Origin of the sequence: Pseudomonas sp. BP6 (genome assembly GCF_017875935.1) — a bacterium.
Lineage (GTDB): Bacteria > Pseudomonadota > Gammaproteobacteria > Pseudomonadales > Pseudomonadaceae > Aquipseudomonas > Aquipseudomonas putida_Y.
The window spans coordinates 2,936,786-2,954,734 of record NZ_JAGINI010000001.1 but is presented as its reverse complement, the minus strand read 5'-3'; the positions used below and the strand labels follow the sequence as shown (position 1 = coordinate 2,954,734).

The 17,949-nt window shown below is 63.2% G+C and carries 17 protein-coding genes; 10 read left to right on the top strand and 7 right to left on the bottom strand.

The window, feature by feature from the left end; translation table 11 throughout:
- Positions 1 to 78: 78 nt before the first annotated feature.
- The 4 genes from J3A98_RS13530 to J3A98_RS13515 are packed head-to-tail and all read left to right on the top strand — an operon-like array spanning position 79 to position 3,908.
- Positions 79 to 1,143 (top strand): acyl-CoA dehydrogenase family protein, encoded by a 1,065-nt coding sequence (locus J3A98_RS13530; protein WP_176682485.1) that lies wholly within the window; start codon positions 79 to 81, stop codon positions 1,141 to 1,143.
- Positions 1,140 to 1,961 carry an ABC transporter ATP-binding protein gene (locus J3A98_RS13525; protein WP_209966744.1) on the top strand — a complete coding sequence of 274 codons (822 nt, stop codon included), beginning with the start codon at positions 1,140 to 1,142 and terminating at the stop codon, positions 1,959 to 1,961. Before J3A98_RS13530 ends, J3A98_RS13525 begins: the two co-directional genes overlap by 4 nt.
- Positions 1,948 to 3,153 carry an ABC transporter substrate-binding protein gene (locus J3A98_RS13520; protein WP_209966742.1) on the top strand — a complete coding sequence of 402 codons (1,206 nt, stop codon included), beginning with the start codon at positions 1,948 to 1,950 and terminating at the stop codon, positions 3,151 to 3,153. Before J3A98_RS13525 ends, J3A98_RS13520 begins: the two co-directional genes overlap by 14 nt.
- A complete protein-coding gene (locus J3A98_RS13515; RefSeq protein WP_209966740.1) occupies positions 3,153 to 3,908 on the top strand; it encodes an ABC transporter permease in 756 nt (251 codons plus the stop codon). The genes J3A98_RS13520 and J3A98_RS13515 overlap by 1 nt, the downstream gene beginning before the upstream one ends.
- A 111-nt stretch (positions 3,909 to 4,019) precedes the next feature.
- Here J3A98_RS13515 and J3A98_RS13510 read toward each other — a convergent pair whose 3' ends face one another.
- Together J3A98_RS13510 and argC are read right to left on the bottom strand one after the other, a co-directional pair.
- Positions 4,020 to 4,706, bottom strand: a complete 687-nt coding sequence (locus J3A98_RS13510) for a GNAT family N-acetyltransferase (protein WP_209966738.1) — start codon at positions 4,704 to 4,706, stop codon at positions 4,020 to 4,022.
- 77 nt (positions 4,707 to 4,783) lie between these two features.
- Positions 4,784 to 5,725, bottom strand: a complete 942-nt coding sequence (gene argC / locus J3A98_RS13505) for an N-acetyl-gamma-glutamyl-phosphate reductase (protein ID WP_209966735.1) — start codon at positions 5,723 to 5,725, stop codon at positions 4,784 to 4,786.
- A gap of 155 nt (positions 5,726 to 5,880) precedes the next feature.
- On the opposite strand from argC, the gene J3A98_RS13500 reads away from it, so the two are divergent.
- Positions 5,881 to 6,759 carry a LysR family transcriptional regulator gene (locus tag J3A98_RS13500; protein ID WP_176685732.1) on the top strand — a complete coding sequence of 293 codons (879 nt, stop codon included), beginning with the start codon at positions 5,881 to 5,883 and terminating at the stop codon, positions 6,757 to 6,759.
- A 75-nt stretch (positions 6,760 to 6,834) separates the two neighbouring features.
- On the opposite strand, the gene J3A98_RS13495 is transcribed toward J3A98_RS13500, so the two are convergent.
- The gene (locus J3A98_RS13495) at positions 6,835 to 7,485 is read right to left on the bottom strand and encodes a TIGR04211 family SH3 domain-containing protein (RefSeq protein WP_176685731.1); all 651 of its coding nucleotides are present in this window, start codon (positions 7,483 to 7,485) and stop codon (positions 6,835 to 6,837) included.
- 280 nt (positions 7,486 to 7,765) lie between these two features.
- Between J3A98_RS13495 and J3A98_RS13490 the strand changes: the two genes are divergently transcribed.
- Positions 7,766 to 9,109, top strand: coding sequence for an OprD family porin (locus J3A98_RS13490; protein ID WP_209966733.1), 1,344 nt, complete (start codon positions 7,766 to 7,768; stop codon positions 9,107 to 9,109).
- A gap of 174 nt (positions 9,110 to 9,283) precedes the next feature.
- Here J3A98_RS13490 and J3A98_RS13485 read toward each other — a convergent pair whose 3' ends face one another.
- Positions 9,284 to 11,029: a BCCT family transporter gene (locus tag J3A98_RS13485; protein ID WP_209966731.1), complete on the bottom strand. Its 1,746-nt coding sequence runs from the start codon at positions 11,027 to 11,029 to the stop codon at positions 9,284 to 9,286.
- A gap of 314 nt (positions 11,030 to 11,343) precedes the next feature.
- On the opposite strand from J3A98_RS13485, the gene J3A98_RS13480 reads away from it, so the two are divergent.
- The 4 genes from J3A98_RS13480 (at position 11,344) to J3A98_RS13465 (ending at position 13,556) form a co-directional block, all read left to right on the top strand.
- Entirely contained in the window at positions 11,344 to 11,661 is a 318-nt protein-coding gene (locus tag J3A98_RS13480) for a hypothetical protein (protein WP_004577480.1), read from the top strand.
- A gap of 8 nt (positions 11,662 to 11,669) precedes the next feature.
- Positions 11,670 to 11,870 carry a DUF1289 domain-containing protein gene (locus J3A98_RS13475; RefSeq protein ID WP_012271937.1) on the top strand — a complete coding sequence of 67 codons (201 nt, stop codon included), beginning with the start codon at positions 11,670 to 11,672 and terminating at the stop codon, positions 11,868 to 11,870.
- A 49-nt stretch (positions 11,871 to 11,919) separates the two neighbouring features.
- Positions 11,920 to 12,561 (top strand): LysE family translocator, encoded by a 642-nt coding sequence (locus tag J3A98_RS13470; RefSeq protein WP_209966729.1) that lies wholly within the window; start codon positions 11,920 to 11,922, stop codon positions 12,559 to 12,561.
- Between the two features lie 206 nt (positions 12,562 to 12,767).
- On the top strand, positions 12,768 to 13,556 hold the full coding sequence (locus J3A98_RS13465; protein WP_209966727.1) for a transporter substrate-binding domain-containing protein: 789 nt from the start codon (positions 12,768 to 12,770) through the stop codon (positions 13,554 to 13,556).
- 68 nt (positions 13,557 to 13,624) lie between these two features.
- On the opposite strand, the gene J3A98_RS13460 is transcribed toward J3A98_RS13465, so the two are convergent.
- Genes J3A98_RS13460 through J3A98_RS13450 form a run of 3 tightly spaced genes read right to left on the bottom strand, consistent with a single transcriptional unit; the run spans position 13,625 to position 17,695 of the window.
- Positions 13,625 to 14,968 carry a cytochrome c gene (locus J3A98_RS13460; protein ID WP_209966725.1) on the bottom strand — a complete coding sequence of 448 codons (1,344 nt, stop codon included), beginning with the start codon at positions 14,966 to 14,968 and terminating at the stop codon, positions 13,625 to 13,627.
- 16 nt (positions 14,969 to 14,984) lie between these two features.
- Entirely contained in the window at positions 14,985 to 17,240 is a 2,256-nt protein-coding gene (locus tag J3A98_RS13455) for a molybdopterin cofactor-binding domain-containing protein (protein WP_209966723.1), read from the bottom strand.
- Positions 17,240 to 17,695: a (2Fe-2S)-binding protein gene (locus J3A98_RS13450; protein ID WP_021782012.1), complete on the bottom strand. Its 456-nt coding sequence runs from the start codon at positions 17,693 to 17,695 to the stop codon at positions 17,240 to 17,242. Before J3A98_RS13450 ends, J3A98_RS13455 begins: the two co-directional genes overlap by 1 nt.
- Positions 17,696 to 17,949 lie beyond the last annotated feature (254 nt).

Genomic DNA, 17,949 nt, shown 5'->3' with positions numbered 1-17,949 from the left:
TACATGGCCGCTGTAGGAGCGGCCTTGTGCCGCGAACGGGCCGCACAGCGGCCCCGGCGTTCCCTAAGGAGCAAGACCATGCAAGATTGTGCATTTCGACACTGGCTGGATGCCAATGCCGAGGCCATCGATCGGGGCCTGTGCGAACCGCAGCAGGTGCTGGCCCAGATCGCAGAATCGCAGTTGCTGCGCACGGGGGTCGATCCAGCGTTGGGCGGTACGGGCGGCCAGGTGACCGACGCGGTCGAGGCCATCGCCGCCATTGCCAGCCGCTCGTTGGCTGCGGCTTTCGTCTGCTGGGGCCAGCGTGCCTTCATCGAATACCTGCTGCACAGCCCCAACCAGCCGCTGCGTGAGCGCCTGCTGCCACGTCTGTTGACCGGTGAATTGGCCGGTGCCACCGGGCTGTCCAACGCCATGAAGTTCCTGTCCGGTATCGAAGCGCTGCAGGTGCGTGGCCGCTCGGCAGCCGATGGCTGGCACCTGGAAGGGCGACTGCACTGGGTGACCAACTTGCGCAAAAGCGGCTTCGTGGTGGCGGCGGCCATCGAGGATGAAGCCGGCGGCGCGCCGTTTGTGCTGGCCATTCCTTCCGACGCTCCAGGCCTGGAGCGCTCTGATGATCTACAACTGATGGGCCTGCAGTCGAGCAACACGGCAGCACTGGCGTTTCACCAGGTGCCGCTGGCGCGCGACTGGCTGCTGCATGAAAATGCGCGCGAATTCCTGCCACGGGTACGCCCGGCATTCCTGGCGCTGCAATGTGGCATGGCCATTGGCCTGGCGCGACGGGCGCTGGAAGAGGTTCAGGCGCACCTGCATGGCCGAGCCTCGTTCCTCGACGAAGCCCGTCAGGTGCTCAGCGAACGCCTGGAAAACACCGTCAGCGAGCTCAAGCAGGGCTTGCTCGAAGGTCGCTTCCAGCAGCAGCCGGCGGCCTTGTTCAAGCTGCGCATCATCTTGGCTGAAAGTGCTGCCGACGCGGTACAACTGGAATTGCAGGCCAGTGGCGGCAAGGCTTACCTCAGCGAATATGGCGAAGGTTTTGCTCGCCGCTGGCGCGAGTCGGCCTTCGTTCCGATCGTCACGCCCAGCCTGGTGCAGCTGCGCGCCGAACTGCAACGCCAGGCGGGCGTTGCATGAGCGCAGTGTTGCTGGAGGCCCGCGACATCAGCCTGGGCTACCCGCGTGAGGGTGGTTGGCAGCAGGTACTGGCGCAGTTCGACCTGCAGCTTGCGCCGGGTGAAGTCGTGAGCATTCTTGGCCCCAGCGGTGTGGGCAAGTCAAGCCTGCTGCGGGTGCTGGCAGGGCTGCAGCAGGCTGGCGGCGGCAGCGTGAGCTTGCACGGCCAGCCGCTGCAGGGGCCGCACCCGCGTCTGGCGGTGGCCTTTCAGGACCCAAGCCTGCTGCCATGGCTGAGCCTGGAGAAAAATGTCGCCTTCGGCCTGGACTTCGCCCGTCAGCCCAGGCTGGCTGACGCCGAACGACGTGCACGCATCGACCACGCAATTGCCGCTGTGGGCCTGGCCCACGCCCGTGGCCAGTACCCGGCGCAGTTGTCTGGCGGCATGGCCCAGCGCACCGCACTGGCCCGTTGCCTGGCACGCCAGCCCGAAGTCTTGCTGCTGGATGAACCCTTCGGTGCGCTGGATGAGGTAACCCGTGCCGACATGCAGCAACTGCTGCTGCAACTGATCGCCACCCACAACACTGCGGCGGTGCTGATTACCCACGATATCGACGAAGCGTTGCTGCTGTCTGACCGGGTTCTGCTACTGGGCAACCACCCAGCGCACATCCTCGGCCAGTGGCACATCGACCTGCCTCAACCACGGACGCAGCGGGTCGAAGAACTGGGCGCTTTGCGTATCGAAATCCTCAAAACCCTTCGGCGGGCAAGCCGCACAGTCGAACCTGCCCCAACCCCGTTGCCCTCGGAGGCTGTCCATGTGCATGGATGACTGCTGTTCCTCTTCTTCACGTCGTGATTTTCTCAAGCTCGGCGCCATGCTCACAGCTGCCGGTGCATTGCCGTTGCTGTCGAGCTTGCAGGCGCGTGCTGCTGTCGAGCCGGACGCGCCGGTGCGCATCGGCTACCTGCCGATCACTGACGCCACGCCGCTGCTGGTGGCACATAACAACGGCCTGTTCGAGGCCGAAGGAATCAAGGCCGAGCGCCCGGTGCTGCTGCGCAGCTGGGCGCAGGTGATCGAGGCGTTCATCTCCGGCCAGGTCAATGTCATACACCTGCTTTCGCCGATGACGGTATGGGCGCGCTATGGCAGCAAGGTGCCAGCCAAGGTGGTGGCCTGGAACCATGTGGGCGGTTCGGGCCTGACTGTAGCGCCGGATATATCCGACGTGAAACAGCTCGGTGGTAAGACAGTGGCCATTCCGTTCTGGTACTCGATCCACAATGTGGTACTGCAACAGATGCTCAACGATAACGGCCTGACACCTGTGTCGAAGCCGGCCAATGCGCAACTGGCCGCCAACGAAGTCAACCTGCTGGTGCTGCCACCGTCCGACATGCCACCCGCCTTGGCCAGCAAGCGCATTGCCGGCTACATCGTTGCCGAGCCGTTCAACGCACTGGCCGAGAACCTCAAGGTAGGCCGCGTGCAGCGCTTTACCGGCGATGTTTGGCGCAGCCATGCGTGCTGCGTGGTGTTCATGCACGAGCATGACCTGAATAACCGCCCGGCGTGGTCGCAGAAAGTGGTCAACGCCATCGTCAAGGCCCAGCAATGGACCCGTGACCATCGCACCGAAGCCGCCGCACTGCTGTCCAGGGCGGGCCCCAACAAATACACCCCGCACGAGCCTGCGGTGCTGACCAAGGTCCTGGCGCCAGCCGCCGAAGACCGTGCTGGCTACATTGCCAGTGGCGCCATTCGCCATCAGCAGTGGGACGAAAAGCGCATCGACTTTCAGCCATACCCGTTCCCGAGTTACACCGAAGAGCTGGTCAAGCGCCTGAAAACCACCCTGATCGAAGGCGACAATGCGTTCCTTGCCGGGCTGGATCCGGCGTATGCCGCCCGCGACCTGGTCGACGATCGCTTCGTGCGTAATGCCATCGCGACAGTGGGTGGCCCGTCGGTATTCGGCATTGCCGACAACTTCGAGCGTAGCGAGGAGTTTGCGGTCTGATGCGCAAGCATGTCGTACATGCCGGCCTTGGGCTGGTCGGGTTGCTGGCCTTGTTGCTGCTATGGTGGGCCGGTGTTGCAGTGTTTGGCCAGGCCGACGGCCTGTCGGCGCGCTTTTCGCCGGCGGCAACCCTGGCCAGCCTGGTCGAGCTGCTGGGGCAGGGCGAGGTCTATGGGCATATCTGGGTCAGCCTCAAGCGCATCTTGGTTGGGCTGCTGCTGGCGCTGCTGATGGGTGTCCCGTTGGGCTTGCTGGTAGGCAGCTACCGGCACCTGGAAGCGGCGACCACGCCAGCATTCCAGTTTCTGCGCATGATATCGCCATTGTCGTGGATGCCTGTGGTAGTGATGCTGATGGGCGTGGGTGACCAGCCGATCTACTTCCTGCTGGCGTTTGCCGCGTTGTGGCCGATCTTGCTGAATACGGCGGCAGGGGTGCGTCAACTGGACCCGCGCTGGCTGCAACTGAGCCGCAGCTTGAGTGCCACGCGCTGGGAAACCTTGTGCAAGGTGATTGTGCCGGGGGTGATCGGTCACGTGCTGACGGGGGTGCGCCTGGCCATCGGTATTCTGTGGATTGTGCTGGTGCCGTGCGAAATGCTTGGGGTGAGTGCGGGGCTTGGGTATTTCATTCTTGATACCCGTGACCGGCTGGCGTATTCCGAACTGATGGCGATGGTGCTGCTGATTGGCGTGCTGGGGTTTGTGCTGGATGCCCTGGCGCGTGGGCTGCATCGACGCTGGGTGCATGGCTGAAAGGCCAATGGGGCTTCTTCGCGGGCTCGCCCGCTCCCACAGGTACATCACCGGCCTTGGGCCTTACGGTATTCCTGTGGGAGCGGGCAAGCCCGCGAACAGGCCCTTGGATCAATGCACGGTTTTGCGCTGGCGCACACATTCCCGGGCTTGAGCGGCCAGTTCATCCAGCCGCTCATCGCGCATCTGCTCCGCTTCGATCATCGCATCCTCACCCTGCTGGTTAAGCAGATAGGTGTGAATCTGCAGCACTTCAGCCGTCTGATAGATCGGCGCAATGTCCAGGCGCCCGATCAGCGCACCACTGGGCTGGCCGGTACTGCTCATCAGCACTTGCGGTCCATTGGCGGCCACTACTTGCATGCCCATCGCCTCGAACCACGGCACTTGGTTGGCAAAGGCGTTCAGCTCCACGCAGGCATGGCGTGACTGCAGGTCGCCCAGCAGAGCACGGGCGATGCCCTGGCGGCGATGGTTGGTGGAAACGGCCAGAAAGGCCAATGCACAGGCCTGCCCATCGTCCTGGGCTGGCAGCGAAAGGGCAAAGCCCAGCATCTGGTCCGGTGCTTCGGCATCCAGCGCCAGGGTGAGCGCCACGCCCAGACCGCGGGTGCCATCCAGCGCTTGCAGGTACTGGTGTACTTCCATGCCGACGCCGTACTGGTACAGCGGGTACAGCGGGTTGTCGACGGCGATGGCGACACTGCTCAATTCGCCGACATTGTGAATGACCAGCTCGCGGATCTGGTTCTGGAAAGATTCGGGCGGCACGCTGTCGAGGCGGCTCAGGATGAACATCTGGGGGGCTCCGGCGGATGAGAATACAACCCGCGCTGTGTTGGCGCGGGTTGTACAGTCTAACCGGTTTTGCCGTATCAGCCGTGTGTCTGTAAGGCACCGAGCATCAGGTCGAGGTTTTGCACGGCAGCACCAGAGGCACCTTTGCCCAGGTTGTCGAACACTGCGGTGAGCAGTACCTGGCCATGCTCGGGGTTGGCGTACAGCGCCAGGCGCAGGTCATTGCTGTCATTCAATGCCTCGGGATCGAGGTTTGCCGCAGCGCCGCACTGATGCAGGGGCATCATCTGGACATGGCGGGCACCCTGGTAATGCTGTTCCAGGCAGGCTTGCAGTTGCTCGGCGCTGATGTGTCCAGGCAGCAGGCGAAGTTGCAGGGGAATGCTCAGTACGATGCCTTGGCGGTAGGCGCCATAGCCGGGCATGAACATCGGCCGCGCCGACAACCCCGCATGCTGCTGGATCTCCGGTACGTGCTTGTGCGCCAGCTCCAGGCCATACAGCTGTAGCGCAGAGGCTTTGGCGGCGCCGGGCTGTTCATGCCGCTCAACTGCCGCGCGACCACCGCCGGAGTAACCAGAGACGGCGTGGATGCTCAGCGGGTAGTCCGCAGGCAGCAAACCGGCCTTGACCAGCGGGTGCAGCAGCGCGATGGCACCGGTGGGATAGCAGCCGGGGTTGCTGATACGCTTGCTTTGCGCGATACGCTCGGCTTGCTGTTCGTCCAGCTCCGGAAGGCCATACACCCAGCCTGGTGTGGTGCGGTGCGCTGAGCTGGCGTCGATCACCCGTACTTGCGGGTTGTGGATTGCGGCTACGGCCTCGCGGGCGGCATCGTCGGGCAGGCACAGCAGGGCGATATCGGCGCTGTTGATCGCTTCGCAGCGGCGTTGCGGGTCCTTGCGCTCTGCCTCGGGGAGGGTCAGCAGGCGAAGGTCGGTACGGCCCTTCAGGCGGGCATGGATCTGCAGGCCTGTGGTGCCTTGGTCGCCGTCGATGAAAACAACAGGGGTGTGCATGGTCGGGGTCCGGTTTGAGAAAGATGGCCTATGCTCGCCCGTAGCTTTGGTAATGAAAATTTGAATATGATGATCGATATATTCAGGTTTTCTGAATGACTTTTTGAAATGCGTGGTGACCCTTTGGGTGGCCCGCGAAAGGGCCGGCTCTGACAATGCGCGAAATCAGCCTCGACCGCCTCCGCACACTGGTGGTCATCAGCGACCTGGGCTCCTTTGCCGAGGCTGCCCGCCAGCTTAACCTGGCGCCGCCCACCATCAGCTTGCACGTGGCCGAGTTGGAGGCGCGTATCGGCGCCCCGTTGCTCACCCGCACCCGCGGCCAGGTGCGGCCTACCGTCATCGGTGAAACACTGCTGGGGCGTGCCCGACGCCTACTGGCGGACGCTGACTTGGCGCTGGACGAAGTACGCCGGCAGGTCGAAGGGTTGACCGGGCGTGTGCGCCTGGGCGCTTCCACCGGTGCCATCGCCCATTTGCTGCCGCAGGCATTGGCGCGCCTGCGTGTGGAGCACCCGGGGATCGACGTCCAGGTACAGGTGCTGACCTCCCAGGCGTCGCTCACGCGCTTGCGTGAGGGCACACTGGACATCGGCCTTGTGGCCTTGCCGCAGGTGGCCGGCAAAGGGCTGACGGTCACCCCCTGGCGGCGCGACCCGATCCTGGCGTATGTGCCGGCCGACTGGCAGCCGCCGGCCAGGATCACCCCGGCGTGGCTGGCGCAACGGGCGTTGATTCTCAACGACAGCACCACCCAGCTGTCGCGGGTTACCGGCGAGTGGTTTGCAGCGGCGGGGTTGTACCCCGAACCGCGCATCGAGCTGAACTACAACGATGCGATCAAGAGTCTGGTTGGCGCCGGCTATGGGGCGACATTGTTGCCGCAGGAGGGGGAGGCGACCGAGTTGGACCGGCGCATTGCCCGCCGACCGCTGCGGCCCGGGTTGTGGCGGCAGTTGGGGATTGCTTGTCGGGAGGGGCAGGTGGAGCGGGCCACGGGGTATGTGCTGGAGGCGCTGGAACGGTTGTTGTAGAGGCGACTCCACTATTCCGCTATAGCAAGGCCTGTGGCCAGGCCTGCACGTTCCAGCTCCAGCGCCTTGCCGAACTCAGAACCAGCGATCGTTCTTCTTGCGCCCACGGGTCAGTGCCGGCAGGATCAGCCCCGCCAGCAAGCCTGCACCGGCAATGCTGCCGCCATACACCATGTAGCGCATCATCACCTGCTTGTTCTCATCCCCCAGGCGGGCCTGGGTATCGCGCAGGTCCGATTGGCTCTGATCGAGCTGCTCGTTCAGTGCCTTGTTGCGTGCCTCCAGCTCGTCAATCAGCTGCTTGCGCGAATCAAGTGTTTCCTGCATGCCCTGCACACGGTTCTTCCAGTTGTCGTCGATGGTCTTCAACTGCCCGGTCAGTTCGGCGACCTGGGCATCGAGCAATGGCAGGCGCTCGTTCTGCCCGGGTACCGTCTGCAGGTCGTTGCTGAGGATCCACACCACATCTCCGTTCTGCCCACGCACCCGGCTGTAATTGCCCTGGCTGCCGAGCAAGGTCAGCTTCTGACCGGACTTGAGCGTGCCGACAATGCGGTGCCCGTCGGTCGGGCCGCTGCGCACATAGGTGCTCAGGCTGTCGCTGACCCAGCGTGCGTCGCTGGCAGGCTCTTCGGCGTGCACGGGGGCGGCAATACCCACCACGGCGGCAATCAGGCCGATGCGCAGGGCAGGGAGGGCGGAAGCATTTGGGCGGGAATCGGGCATGTTGGGTCTTCGCTGAATTCGCTGGAACAGGACAAAAAGTAGGCCCGGTGACTGGGCCGATGAACCGGTCGGTGAGTTGACCGTCAGCGAAAGACCGTTTTTTTGTCAGCAGGTTCACTGCCTGACGTCGGAAATATCTGCAGAATGTTGCAGTACTTCACTCAAAGCGCTGCGTTGCCGATGACGCAATTGTAATGCGCCGATCACCTTGGCGTTATCTGCCGGCCGTCAATCTCGGCCCGCCGACATAACAACAAATGCGACGTTCAAGGAGCATCGGATGACGTGTAGATCACCCCTGACACTGGCTGCTTGCCTGGCGCTGGCCAGCGTTGGCAGCCAGGTTGTTGCTGCAGAAAAAAGCGCGGACGGCTTCATGGAGGGCAGTACCCTCAGCGTGCTTAACCGCAACTTCTATTTCAACCGCGATAACCGCGATTCTGCGGCCCCGACACACAACCCGGGCAAACAGCCTGACAGCGGCTACTCCGAAGCCTGGGGGCACGCCGTGATTACCCGATTTGAGTCGGGCTTCACCCAGGGGGCTGTGGGTGTTGGCCTGGATGCGTTTGCCATGCTTGGCCTTAAGCTCGACACTGGCGGCGGCCGCAACGGCGGGCGCAGTTCCTTCGACGTATTGCCGGTCGACCGCGACGGCCAGGCACGTGACGAGTACACCAAGGTGGGGGGCGCGGCCAAGGTGCGACTGTTCGACACGGTACTGAAGGTGGGCGATGTGTTCCCGGCCAACCCGGTGGTGGCTGCTGGCGACTCGCGGCTGCTGCCGGAAAGCTTCCGTGGGGTGACCCTGGAGAACAACAGCATCAAGGACCTTGCCCTGCAAGCCGGGCGTCTGCATGCCATGAGCCAGCCGATGTCCAGCGACCTGCGGGAGAACTTCGTGACGTTTTATGGCGGCCCGGTCGATTCGCCGTGGATCGCCTATGGCGGCGGTGACTACACGCTCGATGAGCATGTCAGCGTCAGCCTGTTCAGTAGCCGGCTCAAGGATGTGTGGAACCAGTACTACGTCGGCACCAGCCTGAGCTGGCCGCTGAGCGAGGAGCTGGCCCTGATTGGTGGTTTCAACTATTACAAGGCTGTTGATGAAGGGCAGCAGCGCCTGGGCGCCTTTGACAACGATATCTGGAGCGCCAAGCTGGGTGTGCGCTTTGGTGCTCACACCCTGGCCCTGACTCACCAGCGCAACAACGGCGACGACGACTTCGACTACCTGCGCCAATCCGACTCGATCTTCCTCGACAACTCCATCCAGTACAGCGACTTCAACGCGCCCAAGGAGCGTTCATGGATGCTGCGCTATGACCTGAACATGGCCACCTACGGCGTACCTGGGCTGTCGTTCATGACACGTTACGGCAAGGGTACCGACGCCGATTACTCCAATGCCAACGCCACTTACATGCGCCGCGACGTCGCGGGCAACCCGCTGACCGACCAGAAACGCTGGGAACGTGACATCGAGGTCAAATATGTGGTGCAGACTGGCGCGGCCAAGGACCTGTCGTTGCGGGTGCGCCAGGCCACCACCCGGGCCACGGCGTTCGAGTCGGACCTGGACGAAGTGCGGCTGATCGTGGAGTACCCGTTGTCGATTCTGTGATTCCACTTTGGCAACCTCGTTGCTCCTTTGGTCTGGGTGGATTTTCTGGCGCTCCGCTTGGGGCGCCTTTTTTATCGGCGTCATCGCGGTTAAACCTGCATTGGCATCAGATGGTCAGCGGCCGCGTGCCGCGATCGGGCTGCACAGCAGCCCGTGGCTTTCTGCTTGGCGGAGTCAGTTGCTGGCTACTTCGGTCTCTGTCGCTGTCTTGGTCGATGCCTTCTTCTCCTGCACTACAATGTAGAACTCCTCTCCATGCTTCACCGCCCCATACAGTACGGCCTTCTCGATCAGCTCGTTGCCGCGTAGGTGGCGCAGCATCATCGGGTCCTTGCGCAGGTCGCGGTACAGCGCCAGGCATAGCAGTACCATCACCACCACGAATGGCAAGGCCACGACGATGGTCAGGTTCTGTAGCCCGGTCAGCGCCTCGCCAGGGTTACGTGGGTCGCCGATCGCCAGCATGATCGCCGCCACCGTACCGGTCAGCGAGCCCCAGAAAATCACTGTGCGTCGTGATGGCGCGGTGGTGCCGTGTTCCGACAGCGTGCCCATCACCAGCGAGGCGGCGTCGGCACCCGAAACGAAAAAGATGCCTACCAGGATCATCACCAGCACCGAGGTTGCCGATGCCAGCGGGTAGCTGTCCAGCAGCTGGTACAGGGCGTGGTTACTGTTGACCGCACCGTTGGCCAGCTGGAAGGCGCCTTCGCGCACAGCGTCGATGGCGGCACCGCCGAAGATGGTGAACCACACCAGGCTGACCAGGCTTGGCACCAGCAGCACCCCGGTCACGAACTGGCGAATGGTGCGACCGCGGCTGATGCGGGCGATGAACATGCCCACGAAAGGTGTCCAGGAGATCCACCAGGCCCAATAGAACACGGTCCATCCGGCCAGCCAGCTGTTCATCTGCTCGCCGCCGCTGGCGTTGGTGCGGGCCATCATTTCCGGCAGCATCTTGATGTAGATGCCGAGCGAGGTGGGCAGCAGATTTAGCATCAGCAGCGTCGGCCCGACCATGAACACGAACACTGCCAGCACCAGTGCCAGCACCATGTTGGTGTTGGACAGCCACTGGATTCCCTTGCCGATGCCCGACACCGCCGAGGTGACGAAGGCAATGGTCAGCAGCGTGATGATCGAGATGTAGAACAGTTTACCGGGACTTTCGATCCAGCCGTTGTATTCCAGGCCGCCGGCGATCTGCAGCGCGCCAAGGCCCAGCGAGGCGGCCGAGCCGAACAATGTGGCGAAGATCGCCATCATGTCGATCAGGCGGCCGAGTGGGCCGTTTGCGTGCTTGCCGATCAGCGGCCGAAAGGCAGCGGAAATCAGCTGCGAGCGGCCACGGCGGAAGGTGCCGTAGGCGATTACCAGGCCAACGATGGCGTACATGGCCCAAGGGTGCAAGGTCCAGTGGAACAGGGTGGTGGCCATTGCCACCTGCATCGCTTCGCTGGTCTGCCCGCTGGCTGAGCCTGGCGGCGGCGATATGTAGTGCGACAGCGGCTCGGCCACGCCGAAGAACATCAGGCCGATGCCCATACCGGCGCTGAACATCATCGCTACCCAGGACACCGTGCGAAATTCTGGCTGTTCGCCATCGCGGCCCAGCGGCACCCGCCCGTAACGGCTGGCGGCCAGCCACAGCACGAACACCACGAAGAGGGAGGAGGTGAGCACGAAGAACCAGCCGAAATTGAGAATGACCCAGGATTGCGCGCTGGAGGCGCTGCTGGCCAGGCTGGCCTGGTTGAGGAAGCCCCAGAGCACGAAAGCGATGGCCAGGAGGCTGGTGAAACCAAAGACGATCCAGTCAAGCTTGCCCTCGAAATGCCGATCCTGGCGGGCTTCTGCGGTTTTCGAGGGGTCTGTGACGCCAAGATCGAGTGTTTCGGGGATGTGTTCCTTTGCCATGTATGATGAGGCCCCATTTGTGTATTGCCTGAACGCGCAGGCTTGTTGTGTGGGCTGCCGAGCGCGATGACGGCCTCGGCGGGGTGGATTGCTGGCGGGATTATCCTGCGCAGCAGATGGCGGCTCATGTCCCCATAACGTCCTGGGGCGTCCATTACGCGACTTGGCAAATACTTTTAGTTCTGGGGGCAGTGGCCCTTTCTGCCTCGGCTTCTGGTACCCTGATGGGCACAACCCGGGCCCGCACATACGAGCATCGTAGAAGCGCTGCTGCTTGCGGGCCTGGCCGCACCAGGAAACGGAGATTCGTCATAATGGCCACTGACCGTGTGAGCCTGATTCATTTCGATAAATTGAGCATGAGCCCTGCCGCTGCCGATCGGTTCCAGAAAGCCCTCGACGCGCTGGAAGCGCTCAAGCTGCAGGACCGTTACGTGTATCTCATCGCTCCCTATCTGGGTGATATCGCTGACGCCTCCGACGCCGAGCAACTGGCCACAGCCCTGGAGCAGGGCTTGCGCGTGGTCGAAGAGTTGCTGGTGGCCAGGTCGGTAACCAAGGTCAAGGCCGAGGAAGTGCGCCAGGTGTTCCACAGCGCTGGCGAACGTGCGCGGGCAGAGCTGCCTGGCTGAGTAGTGGCATGGCCAAAGACATCGACAACCCCTGCGTCTCGTTATGCCAGCTCAACAGCGAACTGTGCGTGAGCTGCGGCCGCACCCGTGACGAAATCCGCAAGTGGCGGGGCATGAAGAGGCCCGAGAAAATGGCCACTGTGCAGCGGGCGGCGACGCGAATGAAGGCTATCGCCAAGAAGGCGGCAAAGCGGCAGAATGCCGACTGAACCTGCCCAGAATTGACGCAGCCTTTCCTGATTGTCTGACGAGCCTGAAATGGATTCTCACTCGCTGTTCGCATTCACCCTGGTCGCCGCCATCGCGATCGCCAGCCCCGGCCCTGCCACCTTGATGGCTATCAACAACAGCCTTGCCCATGGTCAGCGCAGCGCGATCTGGTCGTCGCTGGGCAATGGCACGGGCCTGTTCTGTTTGTCGGCTGCAGCCATGCTGGGGCTAGGCGCACTGCTGGCCAGTTCTGAAGTACTGTTCAATGCCGTGAAGGTTCTGGGGGCGGGCTACCTGTTCTACCTGGGGGCGCGACAACTGCTGAAGAAGAGCCCGATGCTGGGGCAGGGTGCCGCAGAGCGTACGGCCAAGGTGCGACCCTCGCCGCTGAAACTGTTCAAATCGGCCTTCCTCACTGCAGTAACCAACCCCAAGGCAACCCTGTTCTTTACTGCACTGTTCCCGCAGTTCATCGACCAAGGGGCTGCATTGTTGCCACAGTTTCTGACCTTGACCGGGATCTTCGTGGCCTTGTCGCTGACTTCGCTGAGCGTGTATGCCGCTTTGGCTGCGCGGGCCAAGGGTGTGCTGACCCGGCCGTCGCTGTCGCGCTGGGTGAGCCGGGTGGTGGGCACCACCTTTATCGGTTTTGGCGCGGCGATCCTGGCGATGCGGCGGCAGGGAGGCTGAAAAGCCCAAGTGTCGCCGGCCGTGCAGCTCCTCACTGTCTGTCCTTTGGCAGATTTTTCTACTGGACGATGAAAGGCTCGTCTGCGGGTTGTTGATGGTCCAGACTATCTACAGTGCGCGGATGATAGCTGCAGGCGACCACAGTAGGTGGCAGCCTTGGGCTACCACGCCGGGTCGCCGGGTGTTTCATGTGCCGAGGGTCTTGGATGATCGAGCGTTGCTTTCGCCACGCCTTGCTCATGGTGTACCTGTCGCTGCTGCCTCTGGCTGCGGTAGCGGATGATGCATGCCTACGGTTGACCGCCACAGGCAACCCGGAATACCCCCCCTACCTGTGGCGCGATCCGCTAAACCCTCAACAGTTGATCGGTGCCAATGCCGACTTGCTCAGGTACCTGGGCAAGCAGTTGGGCCTGGAAATAGAGGTGGTTTACGCCGGGCCGTGGTCGCGAGCCCAGGAAGAAGTGCGCACCGGGCGGATCGACTTGATGGCCGGGTATTTCCTGACCGAAGCGCGCCGGCAGCATGTGGACTACATTACCCCGCCGTTCTTGCGCACACCCAGCGTCATCTGGGTGCACCAGGATAATGCCTTTGCCTACCAGCAATGGGCCGACCTCAAAGGCCGCAAGGGTGGCACTCTGGTCAACAACAGCCACGGCCAACAGTTCGATGAATACGCCCAGGCCAATCTCACCCTCGAGGCAGTGCCCAGTGCCAGGCAGGCGTTCGAGAAGCTGATGCACAAACGCAGCGATTACGTGGTGTACGAGCAGTATCCTGGCATGGCGCTGGCGCGCACGTTGGGCATCGCAGCCACTGTGCAGGTGTTGCAGCCACCCGTGTCCAGCGAAGGGTTGTACCTGGCAATCTCACGAGAGTCGCCCTGCAACCGGCCACCGCTACGTGAGGCGCTGGCGCGGGAAATGGCGAAGATCGTTGATGAGGCCATGCCCGAGCAGTGGTTGAAACAGAATCTGGAACGGTGGCAGTGACAGAGTGGCTAAGGTGCTTCGCGGTCTTTGTGGGAGCAGCCTTGCGTCGGTACATGTACTACTCCAGTTCAACGCATATGCAAGATGATGGGGCTGCTGCTGGCCGGATCGGTATGGCCACGCAGCTTGCCTACCGCCTGCGCATCCACCGCACCACCCTGGTTGCCCCAGGCCGTACGCACAAAGCTGAGCACGTCGGCAATCTCCTGATCTCCCAACTGTTCGCGGAAAGCCGGCATGCGATAGGCGTCCGGCACCCCTGCAGCCACCACCCGCTGCGAACCATTGAGCGTGATATTGATTGCCGAGGCGTCCTCCTTGGCCAGTGCCGAGGTCGCTCCAGCCAAGGGCGGCATCCACTCGGCCTGGCCCTTGCCGTCCAGGCCGTGGCAAGACGCACAGCGTGTCACGTAGGTGCGCGCTCCTGGGCTGTCCAACCGTATAGCTACCGATTCGGCTTGGTATTGCCACGGCGCGCCGTCACGTTGAGGGTCGCCGGGCAGCGACTTCAGGTAGTGGGCGATGGCTGCCAGGTCGTTGTCATGCATGAATTGCGTGGAGTTGTTGAACGCCTCGGTCATCGAACCGAATACCACTGCATGCCGGTTGCGCCCGGTCTTCAGGAACTGCGCGATCTCCGTCTCGCTCCAGCGCCCCAGCCCTGTGTTGTGGTCGGCGCGCAGGCTGGGTGCATACCAGCCATCGAGCAGTGCACCGGACAGGAACGGCTTGCCGCTGTCATCCAGCGCTTTTTCATTGAACGCCAGGCCGCGTGGCGTGTGGCAACTGCCGCAGTGTCCGGGGCCCTGGACGATATAGGCGCCACGGTTCCACTGTGCATCCTGCCCGGTCTTGTCGGTGTAAGGCGTGGTGGCGGCAAACAGGCCGTTCCACAAGGCGATGGGCCAGCGCAGGTTCAGCGGCCAGGGGATGTCGCTGGCCAGGTTGGCCTGCCGCGCCGGTTGCACGCCGTGCATGAAGAACGCATAAAGCGCCTTGACGTCATCATCGCTGAGCTTGGCGTAGGACGGGTAAGGCATAGCCGGGTACAACCGCCGGCCACCGGGCGCGACACCCTGGCGCACGGCGCGGTCGAAGTCGGCCAAGGTGTAGTTACCGATACCGCTGTCGCGGTCAGGGGTGATGTTGGTGGCGTGGATGGCCCCCAGCGGGGTGGCCATTTCAAGTCCGCCGGCGAACGGTTTGCCATCTGGCAGGCTATGGCAGGCCACGCAGTCACTGAGCCGGGCCACGTATTCGCCGCGGCTGACCAGCCCCGGGTCGGCAACAGTGGCCTGCGCATCGGCAAACGGCGATGCGGGTTCGCGTGTGACATACCAGGCCAGCAGGCCCGCCGCGACCAGGCACGGCAGCGCGAGCCAGCCGGTGGTTCTTGCGAAACGATGGGTCATGAGGCGTCCCTTGCGATCAGCTGAAGGTGTGGCGGCTCAATGGCAAACTGCGCACGCGCTGGCCGGTGAGTTGCGCGACCGCGTTGGCCACCGCCGGGGCCACGGCGGGTAGCGGTGGTTCGCCGATGCCGCCCATCTTCGCCCCGCTTTCGATGATGCGCACATGCACCCGGGCCATGCGCGAAGGCGGCAGGATCGGGTACAGGTCGTAGTTGCGCGCGCGCGGTTTGCCATCCACGTACACCGCTTCTTCCACCAGCGTCTGCGACAGGCCGAGGGCGACGGCGCCATTGACCTGATGCTCGATGATCGCCGGGTTGACGATGCTGCCAGGGTCGATGGCTTGCCAGATGTCGTGCACCTTGACCTGGCCGTTATCGATCGAAACCTCGGCAATGACCGCAGCCTCCGAGCCGAACGGTGAGGCCATGGCCACGCCGCGTGCGCGCTTGCTGCCGTCCTCGGCGGTGAACGGTCCGCGCTTCCAGCCGCCGGACAATTCGGCCACTGCGTTCAGCAGGTTGGTCAGTCTGGGGTTGTCGCGCAGCAGGTGCAGGCGCAGTTCAAACGGGTCCTTGCCACCTTTATCAGCCAGTTCGTCGAGGAATGATTCGTAGAAGAAGTCGTTCAGCGAGTTACCTACCGAGCGCCAGTAACCGAGCATGGGCGGGCCCTTGACATAGATCTGGGCGATGCGCTTGTTGGCGATGGCGTAGGACTTGCCTGACAGCCCCTCGAGCGCGGTCGGGTCGATCTTTTCCCCTTGTTTGCCGGCAAGGGCCTCGGTTGGGCCCTCGGTGGCGCTTACCGCTTCGAGCGCCACGGGCATACCGTCTGCGTCCAGCCCGGCGCGGAACTTCACCACTGCGACGGGGCGCAGTACATCGCGCAAAAATTCCTCCTCGCGGCTCCAGATAAGCTTCACCGGCCGGCCAACCGCCTTTGCCAGGGCAATGGCCTGCGGGTAGGGGTTGGCAGAGTCGTACAGAAAGTGGCGGCCAAAGAAGCCGCCCAGCAGCGGCGAGTGCAGGTTGATTTGTGCAGGCTCCAGACCGGTGCGTCTGGCAATGTCGTCACGGAACATGTCCGGGGCCTGGTTGGGTAGCCAGACGTCGAGGCTGCCGTCCGGGTTGAAGCGGGCGAGGGCGGACGGTGGCTCGAGCTGGGCATGGTTCAGGTACTGGTTGTGGTAGCTGGCCTCGACCTTGGTCTTGGCATTGGCCAAGGCGCCGGCAATATCCCCTTCGTTCTCTTCATCGCGTGCCGGCCCTTGCACCGTCGCGAGGTGTTCGCGCCAGGCGTCGCTGGAAAAATCGGCCGGCATCGGCCGCACTTTGCTGTCGGCGGCCGGCTCTTTCCAGTCCACCTGAATCGCCTCCGCTGCACGCTTGGCGTGCCACCAGCGCTCGGCAACCACGGCCACGGCGCCTGGCAGCTGATGCACCGAATGTACGCCTTTCATGGCCTTGACCTGGTCTTCGTTGCGCAGGCTGCCGACCGTCATGCCCAGGCGCGGTGCATGCTGCACGGCAGCGTGGAGCATGCCGTCGACTTTGATGTCGATGCAGTACTGGGCCTTGCCGGTGGACTTGTCATAGGCATCCAGGCGGCGTACGGGCTTTCCTATCCAGCGAAACTGGCTGGGGTCGCGCAGCTTGACGCTGGCCGGGTCGGGCACCGGCAGGTCCATGGCGCGACCGGCCAGCTCACCGTAGGTTACGGAACGTCCGGTCGTGGTATGTACCACGTTACCCGGCGTGGTAGAAAGCTCATCGACCGGTACACTCAGGTGTTCGGCGCCCGCCTGCAGCAGCATGCCCCGGGCGAGCGCGCCCAGACGGCGCATGGTCGGGTAGCTCATGCGCACCGACATGCTGCCACCGGTGATGCGCATGCCGTTCTCCATCACCACGTAGGCTTCGCCCGGTGGTGCGCTGTCGACCACGAAATGGGCCGGGTCGACATCCAGCTCTTCACCCACAATCTGCGCCATGGCGGTGAAAGGGCCTTGCCCGCCTTCCATGAAGGGGCTCAACAGGCGCACCGTGCCATCCGGGCGAATCTCCAGAAATGCAGGCACCTGGGTGCCGCGTTCCGTAGTTGCCGCAGCGGCGGCGGCTGCCTGCACGCGGGCCGAGCCCATGGGCAGGCCGAAACCTAGCACCAGGGCGCCGACTGCGGTGCCGGCAAGAAAGCGCCGACGTGACAGGTTGACCGTTTCGCCCCGCTGCAACCTGAGCAGTTCGGCAGGCGTATCGACTGGCGTGTTCATCAGGCCTGCTCCCCCTGGGCCAGATCATGCACGGCGGCATGGATGGCGTTGTAGGTGCCGCAGCGGCACAGGTTGACCATGGCTGCATCGATCTGCGCATCGCTGGGTTTTGGCGTGTGCTTGAGCAGCGCCGTGGCCGCCATTACCTGGCCGGACTGGCAATAGCCGCATTGAGCCACCTGGTGCTCGACCCAGGCGGTGACTACCCGTTTACCGACGGGGTCGGCCTCGATCGCCTCGATGGTGGTGACCTCGCGCCCCACCACACCGGCCACCGGGGTAACGCAGGCGCGCACCACATTGCCGTCCACCAGCACCGAACAGGCGCCGCACTGGGCCAAGCCGCAGCCATACTTGGTACCGGTCAGCCCCAAGTCATCGCGAATTACCCACAGCAGGGGCGTGTCGGCGTCCGCCTCGACCTGATAGGTCTTCTGGTTGATGCGTAGTTCCATGGTTTCACCTGCCCGTCACGGTTGTTGTCGCTGTGTTTCTGCATGGGGAATACGTTGTCCCCCGGTGCAGAAACGCTAGCACAGGAGGATGACCGCTGGTCTGGTGGCGGGGGTGGCTTCAGAGAATCAGGCAAGTAATCCGGCGGAATACGCAAGCCAGCTTCGAAAAATCAAGCCTGCGGTCGGCGTTGAACAGGACTTGCGCAACGAAAACCCGGATAATGCCGGCCAATTTCGTTTTGCACGCTTAAATC

Coding starts and splice junctions, on each gene's coding strand:
- J3A98_RS13465 (WP_209966727.1), top strand. CDS start 12,768: ATGATCGAGCGTTGCTTTCGCCACGCCTTGCTCATGGTGTACCTGTCG.
- J3A98_RS13530 (WP_176682485.1), top strand. CDS start 79: ATGCAAGATTGTGCATTTCGACACTGGCTGGATGCCAATGCCGAGGCC.
- J3A98_RS13500 (WP_176685732.1), top strand. CDS start 5,881: ATGCGCGAAATCAGCCTCGACCGCCTCCGCACACTGGTGGTCATCAGC.
- J3A98_RS13495 (WP_176685731.1), bottom strand. CDS start 7,485: ATGCCCGATTCCCGCCCAAATGCTTCCGCCCTCCCTGCCCTGCGCATC.
- J3A98_RS13515 (WP_209966740.1), top strand. CDS start 3,153: ATGCGCAAGCATGTCGTACATGCCGGCCTTGGGCTGGTCGGGTTGCTG.
- J3A98_RS13525 (WP_209966744.1), top strand. CDS start 1,140: ATGAGCGCAGTGTTGCTGGAGGCCCGCGACATCAGCCTGGGCTACCCG.
- J3A98_RS13485 (WP_209966731.1), bottom strand. CDS start 11,029: ATGGCAAAGGAACACATCCCCGAAACACTCGATCTTGGCGTCACAGAC.
- J3A98_RS13470 (WP_209966729.1), top strand. CDS start 11,920: ATGGATTCTCACTCGCTGTTCGCATTCACCCTGGTCGCCGCCATCGCG.
- J3A98_RS13510 (WP_209966738.1), bottom strand. CDS start 4,706: ATGTTCATCCTGAGCCGCCTCGACAGCGTGCCGCCCGAATCTTTCCAG.
- J3A98_RS13490 (WP_209966733.1), top strand. CDS start 7,766: ATGACGTGTAGATCACCCCTGACACTGGCTGCTTGCCTGGCGCTGGCC.
- J3A98_RS13455 (WP_209966723.1), bottom strand. CDS start 17,240: ATGAACACGCCAGTCGATACGCCTGCCGAACTGCTCAGGTTGCAGCGG.
- J3A98_RS13480 (WP_004577480.1), top strand. CDS start 11,344: ATGGCCACTGACCGTGTGAGCCTGATTCATTTCGATAAATTGAGCATG.
- argC (WP_209966735.1), bottom strand. CDS start 5,725: ATGCACACCCCTGTTGTTTTCATCGACGGCGACCAAGGCACCACAGGC.
- J3A98_RS13520 (WP_209966742.1), top strand. CDS start 1,948: ATGTGCATGGATGACTGCTGTTCCTCTTCTTCACGTCGTGATTTTCTC.
- J3A98_RS13460 (WP_209966725.1), bottom strand. CDS start 14,968: ATGACCCATCGTTTCGCAAGAACCACCGGCTGGCTCGCGCTGCCGTGC.
- J3A98_RS13475 (WP_012271937.1), top strand. CDS start 11,670: ATGGCCAAAGACATCGACAACCCCTGCGTCTCGTTATGCCAGCTCAAC.
- J3A98_RS13450 (WP_021782012.1), bottom strand. CDS start 17,695: ATGGAACTACGCATCAACCAGAAGACCTATCAGGTCGAGGCGGACGCC.